11 protein-coding genes are annotated in these 12,617 nt (G+C 74.5%); 6 read left to right on the top strand and 5 right to left on the bottom strand.

What is annotated here, in order from left to right; translation table 11 throughout:
• Nucleotides 1-34: 34 nt before the first annotated feature.
• Genes AB0O29_RS24240 through AB0O29_RS24230 form a run of 3 tightly spaced genes read right to left on the bottom strand, consistent with a single transcriptional unit; the run spans nucleotide 35 to nucleotide 4,079 of the window.
• On the bottom strand, nucleotides 35-1,042 hold the full coding sequence (locus tag AB0O29_RS24240; protein ID WP_365154656.1) for a serine/threonine-protein kinase: 1,008 nt from the start codon (nucleotides 1,040-1,042) through the stop codon (nucleotides 35-37).
• On the bottom strand, nucleotides 1,042-1,686 hold the full coding sequence (locus tag AB0O29_RS24235; RefSeq protein WP_365154653.1) for a hypothetical protein: 645 nt from the start codon (nucleotides 1,684-1,686) through the stop codon (nucleotides 1,042-1,044). The genes AB0O29_RS24240 and AB0O29_RS24235 overlap by 1 nt, the downstream gene beginning before the upstream one ends.
• Complete coding sequence (locus tag AB0O29_RS24230; protein ID WP_365154650.1) at nucleotides 1,683-4,079, bottom strand: FHA domain-containing protein; 2,397 nt, start codon at nucleotides 4,077-4,079, stop codon at nucleotides 1,683-1,685. Before AB0O29_RS24230 ends, AB0O29_RS24235 begins: the two co-directional genes overlap by 4 nt.
• Before the next feature lie 151 nt (nucleotides 4,080-4,230).
• Between AB0O29_RS24230 and AB0O29_RS24225 the strand changes: the two genes are divergently transcribed.
• The 5 genes from AB0O29_RS24225 to AB0O29_RS24205 all read left to right on the top strand — a co-directional run bounded on the left by AB0O29_RS24225 (nucleotide 4,231) and on the right by AB0O29_RS24205 (nucleotide 9,549).
• A complete protein-coding gene (locus tag AB0O29_RS24225) occupies nucleotides 4,231-5,292 on the top strand; it encodes a cation diffusion facilitator family transporter (protein ID WP_365154647.1) in 1,062 nt (353 codons plus the stop codon).
• A gap of 71 nt (nucleotides 5,293-5,363) precedes the next feature.
• Complete coding sequence (locus AB0O29_RS24220; protein ID WP_365154644.1) at nucleotides 5,364-5,855, top strand: NUDIX domain-containing protein; 492 nt, start codon at nucleotides 5,364-5,366, stop codon at nucleotides 5,853-5,855.
• 48 nt (nucleotides 5,856-5,903) lie between these two features.
• Nucleotides 5,904-7,160 (top strand): Tm-1-like ATP-binding domain-containing protein, encoded by a 1,257-nt coding sequence (locus AB0O29_RS24215; RefSeq protein WP_365154697.1) that lies wholly within the window; start codon nucleotides 5,904-5,906, stop codon nucleotides 7,158-7,160.
• Nucleotides 7,161-7,339: 179 nt separating this feature from the next.
• Nucleotides 7,340-8,950, top strand: coding sequence for a serine/threonine-protein kinase (locus AB0O29_RS24210; protein ID WP_365154641.1), 1,611 nt, complete (start codon nucleotides 7,340-7,342; stop codon nucleotides 8,948-8,950).
• Nucleotides 8,947-9,549 (top strand): hypothetical protein, encoded by a 603-nt coding sequence (locus AB0O29_RS24205; protein WP_365154638.1) that lies wholly within the window; start codon nucleotides 8,947-8,949, stop codon nucleotides 9,547-9,549. The genes AB0O29_RS24210 and AB0O29_RS24205 overlap by 4 nt, the downstream gene beginning before the upstream one ends.
• Here the strand turns inward: AB0O29_RS24205 and AB0O29_RS24200 are convergent.
• Nucleotides 9,527-9,883: a DUF6191 domain-containing protein gene (locus AB0O29_RS24200; protein WP_365154635.1), complete on the bottom strand. Its 357-nt coding sequence runs from the start codon at nucleotides 9,881-9,883 to the stop codon at nucleotides 9,527-9,529. The two genes, AB0O29_RS24205 and AB0O29_RS24200, sit on opposite strands and share 23 nt — an antisense overlap.
• Before the next feature lie 313 nt (nucleotides 9,884-10,196).
• Entirely contained in the window at nucleotides 10,197-11,483 is a 1,287-nt protein-coding gene (locus AB0O29_RS24195; RefSeq protein ID WP_365154632.1) for a bifunctional GNAT family N-acetyltransferase/ATP-binding protein, read from the bottom strand.
• Nucleotides 11,484-11,749: 266 nt separating this feature from the next.
• On the opposite strand from AB0O29_RS24195, the gene AB0O29_RS24190 reads away from it, so the two are divergent.
• Nucleotides 11,750-12,538 carry a serine protease gene (locus tag AB0O29_RS24190; protein ID WP_365154630.1) on the top strand — a complete coding sequence of 263 codons (789 nt, stop codon included), beginning with the start codon at nucleotides 11,750-11,752 and terminating at the stop codon, nucleotides 12,536-12,538.
• Nucleotides 12,539-12,617 lie beyond the last annotated feature (79 nt).

Below are 12,617 nucleotides of genomic sequence, written 5' to 3'. Positions count from 1 at the left end.
CCCCTGCGGCCGGAGCCGGTTCAGGCCCGCCGGTTCAGGCCCGGCCGCGGAACACCGGCAGCGCCCACCGGGGCGGCGGCGGCGGGGGCGTCGGACCGGCCGCCTGCGCGAGGGCCCCCGCGTCGGCGGCGGCTCCCGCGACGGCCCCGGCCACCGGGACCGCGGCCGGGGCGGTGCCCGCCCTGCGCAGGGCTCCGGTGAACTCCAGGCAGCTTCCCCAGCGGTCCTCCGGCGTCTTCGCCAGGGCCCTGGCCAGTACCGCGTCCACCGCCGGCGACAGCTGCGGCCGCCGCGCGGAGGGCGGGGGCGGCGGGTCGAACTGGTGGGCCCACAGCAGGGCCATGTCGTCGTCGCGCTGGAACGGCGGCCCGCCGGTGAGCATCTCGTGGACCACGCACCCCAGGCTGTACACGTCGCAGCGCCCGTCCACCGGCTTCCCGGCGATCTGCTCGGGCGCCACGTAGTCCAGCGTCCCCACGAACTGCCCGACGCTGGTGAACCCGGTCAGCGACAGGGACTTCTTGGTGAGCCCGAAGTCCGTCAGGTAGACGTGCTCGGGGTGTTCGCTGTCCGTGCCGTCCGCGACGAGGATGTTGCCGGGTTTGACGTCCCGGTGGACGAGGTCGTGGTCGTGGGCCGCGTCGAGCGCGGAGGCGACCTGGCCGGCGATCCGGGCGGCCGTCTCCACCGGCAGCGGACCGGTCCGGTCCAGCAGGGCCCGCAGGTCCTGCCCGGCGACGAACCGCATGGCGATGTAGAGGAGCCCGTCCGTCTCCCCCGCCTCGAACACGGGCACGATGTGCGGGTGGTCGATGGCCGCCGCCACCTTGGACTCGTGCGCGAAGCGCTTGCGGAAGGTGTCGTTGCGGGCGAGTTCGGGGGCCAGCAGCTTGAGCGCCACCGTACGGTCCAGCCGCAGGTCGCGGGCCCGGTAGACGACCGCCATCCCGCCGCGCCCGATCTCGCTCTCCACCAGGTACCCGGCGATCTGCGTGCCCAGCAGCCCCGAGGGCCGGCCACCCAGCGAGTCGGCGGCCCCCATCACGGCCCTCCGGCCCCGGGCAGGTCGACGATGCGGGTCGGCTCGTGGCCCTGGTCAGGCGGTACGGGGGCACCCGCCGCGGTCTCGGCCTCCGGGGCCGGCGGCTGCGCCGGGGGCTCAGGCCCCGGCTCCGGCGGGGAGGCCGCGCCCGGTCCCGAGACGACCGCGTAGGTCGCCATGCGGTTGCCGTCGGCGTACATCCACCGCCGCGAGGTCTCGTCGTAGAGCCACGCGGACTCCCCGTCGATCACGATCCCGATCCGCAGCCCCCGTACGGCCCGCCCGAAGTCCTCGCCGCCCGCCGTTCCCTCGGCGTGCTCGCGGACGGCCCTGCGGTAGCGCTCCAGGGACTCGGCGGCGCGGCCCAGCAGCGGCGCGGGGTCCTCGGTCCGCGCCAGGGGCCGGCCGGAGGTGGGCGGCGGCTGCGGGACGGCCACCAGCAGCCGTCCGTCCACCCAGGCGGACCAGCCGTTGGCGCAGAGGATCTCGGTCCACTCGCCGCGCCGAGAGAGCAGCTGCACGGGCAGGAACGGGTCCAGCGGCGCGGTCGGCCGGGCCACGTCGGGGGCCTCCCAGGCGGGCAGCCCCTCCTGGGGGACGACGTGGGTGGGGTGGAACTCGGGGATCGGGTCGGTGAAGGTCATTTCCGCGGCTGCTTCCGCATGACGGCCGGCTCCTGGCGGCGCAGCAGCCGGGCCACCACCACGCCGAAGGCCGCCGACAGCACGAGCAGCGCGGCGACGCACACCACCCATCCGTGCGCCTCGTGGTGGTAGATCGGGTCCTGGGTGAGCTTCCCGGGGACGATCCGGCCCAGTTCGATGGTGGCGCCCATCGCGCCCATCGCCCACCGGGAGGGCGCCAGCCACGCCACCTGTTCGAGGACGGGCACGCCGTAGAGCTTCAGCAGGGTGCCGCAGAAGACGACCTGCACGATCGCGAGGAGGACCAGCAGCGGCATGGTGACCTCCTCCTTCTTGACCAGGGCGGAGATCATCAGGCCGAGCATCATCGCGGTGAAGGACAGCAGGGCGACCGCGATGGTGATCTCGATCAGCGGGGGCATGAGCACCCCCTTGCCGCCCGGGGCGTTCAGGTTCACTCCGGCGAGGGCGATGAGGGTCATGACCACGGCCTGGGCGACGGTGATCGTCCCCAGCACCACCACCTTCGACATCAGGTAGGCGGAGCGCGACAGCCCGACGGCGCGTTCACGCTGGTAGATCACGCGTTCCTTGACCAGTTCGCGCACGGCGTTGGCGGCGCCGGTGAGCACTCCGCCGATGGTGAGGATGAGCAGGGCGTTCAGCGAGGTCTCGACGTCGAGGACGCTTCCGGCGAGCGCGCGGGCCATGGCGCCCATCATGAACGGCAGCGCGACCATGATGACGAGGAAGGTCCGGTCGGCGCCGAGCACGGCCGCGTACCGGCGGACCAGGGTCGACAGCTGTGAGCCCCAGCTCTGCGCCTTGGGCGGCGGAGCGGGCGGCACGGCGGTGGGCGGCGGGGCGGGCGCGGCCATCAGCGCGGCCGGCCGGGCCGGCCCGGCGCCGCGCGCGGTGAGGTCGACGTAGCGCCGGTGGACCGGCGAGCCCCGGAAGGCACCCGCCCAGTCCCGGTCCCGGTCGTTCTCGAAGACCTCGAAGGCCTCCGGCCACTCGGCGAAGCCGAAGAAGCCGAGCGCCTCCTGGGGCGGGCCGAAGTAGGCGACGCGCCCTCCGGGGGCGAGGAACAGCAGCCGGTCGCAGACGTCGAGGCTGAGCACGCTGTGCGTGACGACGATGACGGTGCGGCCGTCGTCCGCGAGGCCGCGGAGCATGTGCATGACGGAGCGGTCCATGCCCGGGTCGAGGCCGGAGGTGGGCTCGTCGAGGAAGAGCAGTGAGGGCTTCGTGAGCAGCTCGAGGGCGACCGACACCCGCTTGCGCTGGCCTCCGGAGAGGCTGTGGATGGGCTGGTCGACCCGCTGGACGAGGCCGAGCTCGCGGATCACCTCGTCGACGCGGGCCTCGCGTTCGGCCCGGCTGGTGTCCTGCGGGAAGCGCAGTTCGGCGGCGTACACGAGGGCGCGCCGGACGGTGAGCTGGGCGTGCAGGATGTCGTCCTGGGGCACCAGGCCGATGCGGCTGCGCAGCTCGGCGTAGTCGTGGTAGAGGTCGCGGCCGTCGTACAGGACGCTCCCGGTGTCGGCGGGGCGCAGGCCCGTGAGCGCGCCGAGGAGGGTGGACTTGCCGGCGCCGCTGGGGCCCACGACGGCGAGCAGGCATTTGGCGCCCACGGGGAAGGTGACCCCCTCCATGAGGGTCTTGCGGCCGCGGTCGACGGTGACGCCGAGGTCCTGGACGTCGAGGGAGACCTCGCCGGTGTCGGTGAACTCCTGGAGCTGGTCGCCGACGAGGCAGAAGGCGGAGTGGCCGATGCCGACGATGTCGCCCTCGGAGATCCGGGCCCGGGTGACGGGGGCTCCGTTGAGGTAGGTGCCGTTGTGGCTGCCGAGGTCGGCGATCTCGTAGCCGCCGTCGGCGAGGGCGCGCAGTTCGGCGTGCCGGCGGGAGACGACGAGGTTGTCGATGACCAGGTCGTTCCCGGGGTCCCGGCCGATGCGCACGGCGGTCCGCGCGGGCACCTGCCGGACGCTGGTGGGCTGGCGGAAGGTGCTGGTCATGGCGGGGTTGGTGACGGAGGAGGGGCGGCCCGCGGGGGCGGGGGGCGGCGTCCGGCCGACGAGGAGGGCGCGGGGGCCGTCGACGGCGTTGCCGAAGCGCAGTTCGCTGCCGGGGCCGACGTCCTCCACGCTGACGCGGTGGCCGTCGGCGGCCCAGGTTCCGTTGGTGCTGTTCTCGTCCTCGACGGTCCAGTGGTCCCCGTCGGGGCGCAGGACGGCGTGGTGCCACGAGACGCGGGCGTCGTCGAAGCAGATCTCGCAGAGGGGGTCGCGTCCGACGTGGTAGGTCCTGCCGGGGCTCATCTCCGTGGAGCCTCGGGCGGTTTCCAGGACGAGTGCGGGCGCGGTCGGCACACCGGGGCGCTGGACCATGACCAGATTTTCGCACGATCCGTCGATCCCGGCATAAGCGCAGGTCAAGCGGGTCTTATAGGTAATGACAACGGTCCCCGTTGCAGCCTTTGCCCTATTCGCCCGGGTGCGCTTCACTTCACGCGTCGGAACCGAACAGACGGGGGAAGCCATGACCGGACGCGACAGCCACGACCTCGGGCACGACCATGCGCACGAGGACGGTCCCGGGCAGGCCCACGCCCACGGGCACGGCCACGGGCACGCGGGGCACAGCCACGGGGTGGATCCCGACGCCGACCGCCGCTGGCTGGCGATCGCGCTCACCCTGATCTGCGGCTTCATGGCCGTCGAGGTGGTCATCGGCGTGCTGGCCCATTCGCTGGCGCTGATCTCCGACGCCGCGCACATGCTCACGGACGCCGTCTCGATCGTCCTGGCGCTGATCGCGATGCGGCTGGCGGCCCGGCCGGCGCGCGGCGGGTTCACGTTCGGTCTCAAGCGCGCGGAGATACTCTCGGCCCAGGCCAACGGCCTGACGCTGCTGCTGCTGGCGGTCTGGCTGGCGTACGAGGCCGTGCGCCGGCTGCTCGACCCGCCGCCGGTGGAGGGCGGGCTGGTGCTGGTCACGGCGCTGGCGGGCATCGTGGTGAACGTGGCGGCGGCCTGGTGCATCTCCAAGGCGAACCGCTCCTCGCTCGCCGTGGAGGGCGCCTACCAGCACATCCTCAACGACCTGTTCGCCTTCATCGGGACGGCCGTGGCCGGCCTGATCGTGCTCACCACCGGCTTCGTGCAGGCGGACGCGATCGCCTCGCTCGTGGTGGTGGTGCTGATGGTCAAGGCGGGGTACGGGCTGGTGCGCGAGTCCGGCCGGATCTTCCTGGAGGCCGCTCCGGCCCACCTGGACCCGGACGCGGTGGGCGACCGGCTCGTGGGGCACCCGCCGGTGACGGAGGTGCACGACCTGCACATCTGGACGATCACCTCGGGGCAGGCGGCCCTGTCGGCGCACGTGCTGGTGGAGGAGGAGGGCGACTGCCACGCCGTGCGGCGCGACCTGGAGGCGCTGCTGGCGAAGGAGTACGGGATCACCCACACCACCCTCCAGGTGGACCACGTCCAGGACGACCTGCTCTCGGTCGGCCGGGCGGGCGAGGGGCCCGACGCCGCCGACCCGCACTGCGCGGACGCGCACGGCCCGGTCCACCGCTCGGGCCCGCACGAGCACTGATACCCCGTTGCGGAACATCCCGCCCCGGTTCCGGTCACTGACCGGGGCCGGGGCGGGGCATGTATGGGACCGTGACACAGCCGAAGAGGTACAAGCAGAGTGCCGGCCTGCTGCTGTTCCGGCGGAGCGGGGACGGCGCGGAGGCCGGGGTCGAGATGCTGCTCGGCCATATGGGCGGCCCGCTGTGGGCGGGCCGGGACGCCGGGGGCTGGGCGATCCCGAAGGGCGAGTACGGGCCGGACGAGACCCCGCGCGACGCGGCCCGCCGGGAGTTCGCCGAGGAGCTGGGGCTGCCGCCGCCGGAGGGCGAGTACCTGCCGCTGGGCGAGGTCCGGCTGAGCAGCGGGAAGCTGGTGACCGTCTGGGCGGTGGAGGGCGACCTCGACCCCGCGCTGATGGTGCCGGGGACCTTCACGATGGAGTGGCCGCCGCACTCCGGGACCGAGCGCGAGTTCCCGGAGCTGGACCAAGTGGCCTGGTTCAGGCCGACCTTGGCCAGAAACAAGCTGATGGCCGGTCAACTTCCCTTTCTGGAGCGATTGTTGACCCTCCTGGCGGATTGACCTGACCTTTACTTGCCAACAAACCTCACCTGCATGGACATTGCACATATGACGAACGTCGTGCTGGTGGGAACCCTGGACACCAAGGGTGTCGAGTACGGCTGGCTGCGCGAGAGGCTGCTGCGCGCCGGCGTCGAGGTGGTACTGGTCGACACGGGGATCATGGGCGAACCCCGGGTTCCCGCGGACGTGCCGCGCGAAGAGGTGGCGCGGGCCGCGGGGGCCGACCTGTCGGAACTGCGCGCGGCCGCCGACCGGGGCGCCGCCGTGACCACGATGGCCGAGGGCGCGGAGGCCACCCTCTTACGGCTGCACTCCGAGGGCAGGATGCACGGGGTGCTCGCGATCGGGGGCAGCGGGGGCACCTCCATCGCCACCCGGGCGATGCGGGCCCTGCCGCTGGGCCTGCCGAAGGTGATGGTCTCGTCGATGGCCTCGGGGGACGTCTCCCCCTACGTCGGCTCCTCGGACATCACCATGATGTACAGCGTGGTGGACATCGCCGGGATCAACAGCGTCTCGGCGCCGGTGCTGGCCAACGCGGCGGAGGCGGTCGCCGGTATGGCCAAGGGCTTCGCGCGCGCCGCCCTGGACCGCAGCCGCCCGGCCCGGCTCGGCTCGGGCTCGCGCCCCCTGGTGGCCGCGAGCATGGCGGGGGTGACCACGACCGGCGTGGACGCCGCCCGCGAACGGCTGACCGAACTCGGCTACGAGGTCCTGGTCTTCCACGTCAGCGGTACGGGCGGGCGCACCCTGGAGAAGCTGGCCGGCCAGGGGATCTTCGCGGGCGTACTGGACCTGACCCTCAGCGAGATCGCCGACGACCTGTGCGGCGGCATCCTCACCGCCGGCCCCGACCGGCTCAGCGCGGCCGGACGGGCCGGGATCCCGCAGGTGGTGAGCCTGGGGGCGCTGGACATGGTGAAGTTCGGGCCGCCGGAGACCCTGCCGGAGCGGGCCCGCTACCGCCGGGTGCGGGTCCACAACCCGTCGATCACGGTGATCCGCACGACGGAGTCCGAGTGCGCGGAACTCGGGCGGCGGGTGGCCGCCAAACTGCGCGCGGCGACCGGCCCGACGGCCGTCTGCCTGCCGCTGCGCGGACTGTCCACGCTGGGCGCGCCGGGCGGTCCGTACCACGATCCGGAGGCGGACGGGGCGCTGTTCTCGGCGCTGCGCGAGGGGCTGCGGGGCAGCGCCGCGCGGCTCTACGACTACGACACCCACATCAACGACCCGGCCTTCGGACGGGCGGCGGCGGACCGGCTGCACGCCATGATCGGCGCGGTGTCGGCCGCCGCGTGACGCGCGCGTGAACCCCGTCCGGCCGCCCCCGGGCCCGACCTCGGGCCCCGTCCCGTCCACGGACCGGACGGGCCCCGAGGTCGGGAACCGGCCGTGGCTAAATGGTGTCCCTGGGTGTGGCCGGTCGGAACCGACCGGTCCGGCTCCGAGAGCCGGCGACGCCACGGAGGGGGGCGGGAATGAGCAACGGGTGGACGGTGCCCGGGTACACCGAGGTGCGTGAGCTCGGTTCGGGCGGCAGCGGCCGGGTCGTGCTCGCGGTCCACGACGCCACCGGCACCGCGGTCGCGGTGAAGTACCTCAGCGACCGGATGCGCGAGGACCCGGTCTTCGTCGGCGAGTTCCGGGCCGAGGCCCGGCTGCTCGGCGACCTGGTCTCCCCGTACGTGACCCGGTTCTACGAGTACGTGGAGGCCCCGGACGGGGCCGTGATCGTCATGGAGCTCGTCGACGGGGTCTCCCTGCGCTCCGTGCTGCGGGAGTCCGGGCGGACGGAGCCCGAGGCCGCGCTGGCGGTCCTCAAGGGCTCCCTGCTCGGACTGGCCGCCGCCCACCGGGCCGGTGTGGTCCACCGCGACTACAAGCCGGAGAACGTGCTGGTCGCGGCGGACGGCTCCTCCAAGCTGGTGGACTTCGGGATCGCCGCCGGCCGCGGCACCACCCCCGGGGTCGCGGGAACCCCCGCCTACATGGCCCCCGAGCAGTGGCAGGGACGGCCGGCCTCGCCGACCGCCGACGTGTACGCGGCCACCGCGACCTTCTTCGAGTGCCTGACCGGCCGCAAGCCCTACGACGGCGCCAACTTCGCCGAGCTCGCCGTCCAGCACATCGAGGCACCGATCCCGGAGACCGAGGCCCCCGAGCCCGTCCGGCCGCTGATCCGCCGGGGCCTGGCCAAGCTGCCGGAGCGGCGGCCGGAGAACGCCGAGGCCTTCGTCGCCGAACTGGAGGCGGTCGCGGTCGCCGCGTACGGACCGCGGTGGGAGGAGCGCGGGCAGCGCAAGCTGGCCGCGCTGGCGGCCCTGCTGCCGCTGCTGTTCCCGTCGGCGGGCGGCGCCGCCGCGGGCACCACGGCGGTGGCCACCACCTCGATCGGCTCCGGCTGGGCCCCCGGGCGCGGCGGCTGGCTCGCGACGGGCCTGGCGCTGGTGCTCGGGGCCGTCCTCGTGTTCACCACGGACGCGTCCGGCGCCCCGCCGGGACCCTCCGCGCTGAGCGACTTCGCCACCACGAGCCCGGCCGCCCCCTCCGCCGCGCCCACGCCCGGCCCCACGCGGACGGACCCGTCCGCCTCCCCCTCCCCGACGCCCTCGGCCAGCCCGACGCCCACCCCGTCGGCCTCCACCCCGGAGCCGACTCCCACGCCGACGGCATGGCCGTCGGCCGGCCCCAGTCCCACCTGGACGCCCACCGCGCGGCCCACGGTCACCTGGTCCCCGACGCCGACGCCCAGCCCCACCCTGCGGGTGACCAAGCTGGACGTCTCGCTCAAGGCCGGGGTCTACCGGGCCGACGCCGCCGTCTCCCTGGCGACCCAGGGCAGCGGGCCGGTCACCGTCACCGTCCAGTGGTTCCTGGGCGGCTCCCAGGGGGCCTACTCCGTGCCCGACGGCACCGACACGATCGTGGTCCAGGCGGGCGCGCCGGCCACCGTCGTCCAGTCCCACACCTTCCCCCGGGGCCGCGGCTGCTACGCCGGCGTCCGGGTCACCACCAAGCCCGCCGCCGGCGCCCCGGCGTCCGACTCCCAGCCGCTGGTGCGCTGCACGGACCCGGAGCCCCCGCGATGAGCGATCCGCACGCCCCGCAGGGCGACGACTACAGCGCCACCGTCCTCGGCAGCCACTGGTTCAGCGGCCCGCCGCCGCCGCGCGACGCGGCCCCCGACCGGGTCGAGGGCTCCGTGCTGCGCTTCGGCCCGGGGGTGACGGCGGCCCTGCCCGCGCCGTTCCCCGTAGGGCCCGCGCCCGAGACCGCGCCGCCCGTGCGGCGCGGCGGCGGCTGGCGCCGGTACACCCTCGCCGCCGTGGTGCTGGCCGGGGTGCTCGCCTACCTGGGCTGGCAGCGGTTCGGGCCGGCCGTCGAGGTCCGCGACGTCGCGGTGAACACCGACCCGCGGGGGCCGGGCTGCGACGCGGCGGCCGACGTGGTGGCCGTCGTGGCGACCAACGGGCGCCCCGGAACCCTGACGTACCAGTGGGTCCGCAGCGACGGCACCCGGTCGGAGGAGCTCACGGAACGGGTGCCCGCAGGCCGCAAGGAGGCCACCCTCCACCTCATGTGGACCTTCAAGGGCACGGGCAGCTACCCGGCCCGCGCGGAACTGCGACTGCTCTCCCCCACCCCACGCACGGCGGCGACGGACTTCACCTACCGCTGCCCCCGCTGAGGCCGCTCGCCGCCCGCCCCTTCGGGCTGCCGGGCAACCTGATCACGGCGCGGCCGCCCGCGAGGTCGACCCGGGAGCGCGGTGGCGCGCCGTCCTCCTCGTCATCGCGCATCACGAGGGCGCTCTGCCGTTCCTTCAGCTCGTTCTGCTTGCCGGGCGAGAAGCTCGCGTGGAGCTGCTCGAAGCCGGTGGAGGAGATCTGGCCCTGCCGCCCGTTCCACCGCCAGGGCAGCAGTCCGGCGCGGCCCGCGCGGACGAGGGCCAGGTCCAGGAAGGCCATGGCGGTCAGCAGCAGCGCGAGTCCCGGCAGGGTCATGAAGACGACGAAGCCCATGGCCCGACCGTAGCCCACGCCCACCGTCCGGCCCAGGGGCGCCCGGTGCGGGGTCGTCCTTGCGGCCGGGGCGGGTGTGGCCGTCCGGCCGAGGTGGTGGCGGTGGGGCCGGTGGTTGACTCGAAGGGTCGACCGGGGCGTGCAGGACGCCCCCAGGCACCCAGGCGTGCCGCGTTCCCTCCGGCAACACCCCCTGGGAGCGCGGCCGTTTCCGCTCGGATGCCGGGTCCGCGCGGAAGGCCCGCGGCCGCTTTGGGGAGCAGCCGCGGGCCGTTCGCGTACCCGTCCCCCGCCGCAACCGGGGGACGGAGTCTCAGAGCCGCGCGTGGGCGGTGATGTCGGCCTCGAACTCCCCGGTCATCGCGGGGGTCACCGTGGGCCTGCACTGGGCGACGGCCGCCAGGTAGTCGGCCGTGGTCGCGCCCGGCTGGGCCGCCGCGCCGCGCGCGCCGACCGACTCCAGGTCCCGTTCGAAGGACACCTGCGCCGCGGTCCGCGCCGCGTGCTCGATGTCGGCCGGGGTGAACAGTTCCGTCGCCGCCACCAGGGCGGCCACGTCCACGTCCGTGCGCCCGGCGGTGTAGCGGGACCAGATCGCGGCGCGGGCCCCGGCGTCCGGGGTGCCGATCGGGATCAGGTAGTCGAAGCGGCCGGGCCGCAGGAACGCCGGGTCGAGGGAGCGGATGGAGTTGGTCGCACAGACCAGCAGCCGCTCGTCACCCTCCCGGAAGCCGGGTATCAGCTTGAGCAGCTCGTTGGTGACGCCGTGGGCGCCGCCGGGCTGCGCCGGCTCGGTGCGCACGGGGGCGATCTCCTCGACCTCGTCGATGAAGACCAGCACCCGTTCCAGTTCCGCGATCCGGGCGAAGGCCCGGCGCAGGGCGGCCGCCAGGTTCCCGCCGTCGGCCAGACGCGAGGGCAGCAGTTCCACGAAGGGCCAGCCCAGCCGGGAGGCGATGGCCCGGGCGAAGGTGGTCTTGCCGGTGCCGGGCGGCCCGAAGAGGGTGATGGCGCGCGGCGGGCGCACCCCGTGCGCGGCGGCCCGCTCGGGTTCGGCCAGGGGGAGCACCACGCGGCGTTCGATCAGCTCCTTCTCCTTCTCCATGCCGGCGACCTTGGCCCACAGGTCGTTCGGCAGGAAGCGGCCGCCGAGGTCGTCGAGGAGTCCGGCGGCCGGTCCGTGCAGCGGCTCGGTCTTCTCGAAGTAGGCGACGGCGGGCTGGCGGGTGTAGCCGGCGTTGAGGAGGCCCTCGCCGAGCAGGTCCTCCTCGGGCAGGACGTACGCGATGCGTCCCACGCGGGCGGCGATCAGGCGGCGCTCCAGCTCGACGAGGAGGGCGCTGGCGAGGCCGCGTCCGCGCCAGCCGGCGGCGATGGCGATGCGCATCACCCAGGCCCGCTCGCCGGTCACGCAGGCGAGGGCCGCGCCGATGGGGACGCCCTGGTGGACGGCGACCACGCAGGGCTGCCGGCCGGTCAGCGCGCTGATGCACTCGGCGAGCGAGAAGACCGACTCCTGGCCGAGCTCGGCCGTCGTGTCGATCAGATGGACCACCGACGCGAGGTCGCCCTCGCGGTAGTCGTGGATGAGCCAGTTCACCGGGTACCGCCCCTCGTTCGTGCTCTTGCGGCGAGGCTAGGGGCGGGCGGGCCCGCCGATCACGCACCGCCGTGCACAACAGCGGGCCCGGAAATCCTCCGCCGCGTCCATAGACCGGTGGGTTCCGCCGAAGCGCCGTCCCGGGGGGCGAGGTCCGTTCATGGCTTCGCACAGACGGGCGGGTCTGCGGCGGGCGGCGGCATTCACAGCTGATTCATAAGCAATTCCGAGCCGGTGCCACAGTTTCCCCGGGGAGGCTCGGAGGCATGATCCAACGCATCCTCCCCCGCAAGGCGGCCGGCCGTCACAGCACCCGGGCCCGGCGGGCGTCACGGATCCTGCTCGCGGTGACCGCGATGGGCGCCCTGCTCAGCCTGGACCTGCCCGAGGCCGGGGCCGCGACCCCGCTCGGGGTGACCGCCGAGGCCCCGGCCTCGGCGGAGTCGGGGCGGGTCGGCGCGCTGTTCGCGGGCGGGCTCGACGGGGGGCACTTCTGCACCGCGTCCGTGGTCCGCAGCCTCGGCCACGACCTGATCGCCACCGCCGCGCACTGCCTCGAACACCCGGACACCACCGTCTTCGCCCCCGGCTACCGGGACGGGGACGCCCCGTACGGGCTGTGGCGGCTGACCCGCGTGTACGTGGCCCCGGCATGGACGGCCGGCCAGGACCCCGACGCGGACGTCGCCTTCGCGACGGTCACCCCGGCCGACTCCGGGGAGACCCGGTCCGTGGAGGACGTGGTCGGCTCCTTCCCGGTGGCCGCCGCGCAGCCCTCCGACGTGACGGTGACCGTGCTGGGCTACCCGAGCGTCCTGGACGCCCCGCTGGCCTGCTCCAACGCGACGAGCCTGTTCTCCCCGACGCAGCGCCGGATCGACTGCCCCGACCTGAGCGGCGGCACCAGCGGCAGCCCCTGGCTGGCGGGCGGCTCGCTGGCCGGGGTCCTCGGCGGGTACCAGGGCGGCGGCAACGTCCCCGAGGTGTCGTACAGCGCGGTGATGGGCGACGAGGCGATGGCCCTGTACTGCGAGGCGGCGGGGGTGGCCCGCTAGGGCCTGTCGTCAAACTCCCGTCGTCGCCCGGTGCGGCGAGAGCGCGTGCCAGGCGTCGCGGGGCAGACGGGAGTTTGAC

The organism is Streptomyces sp. NPDC089915 (genome assembly GCF_040684675.1).
Classification (GTDB): Bacteria; Actinomycetota; Actinomycetes; order Streptomycetales; family Streptomycetaceae; genus Streptomyces.
Note: the sequence above shows the minus strand (reverse complement) of the source record. Positions and strands in the feature narration are given on the sequence as shown.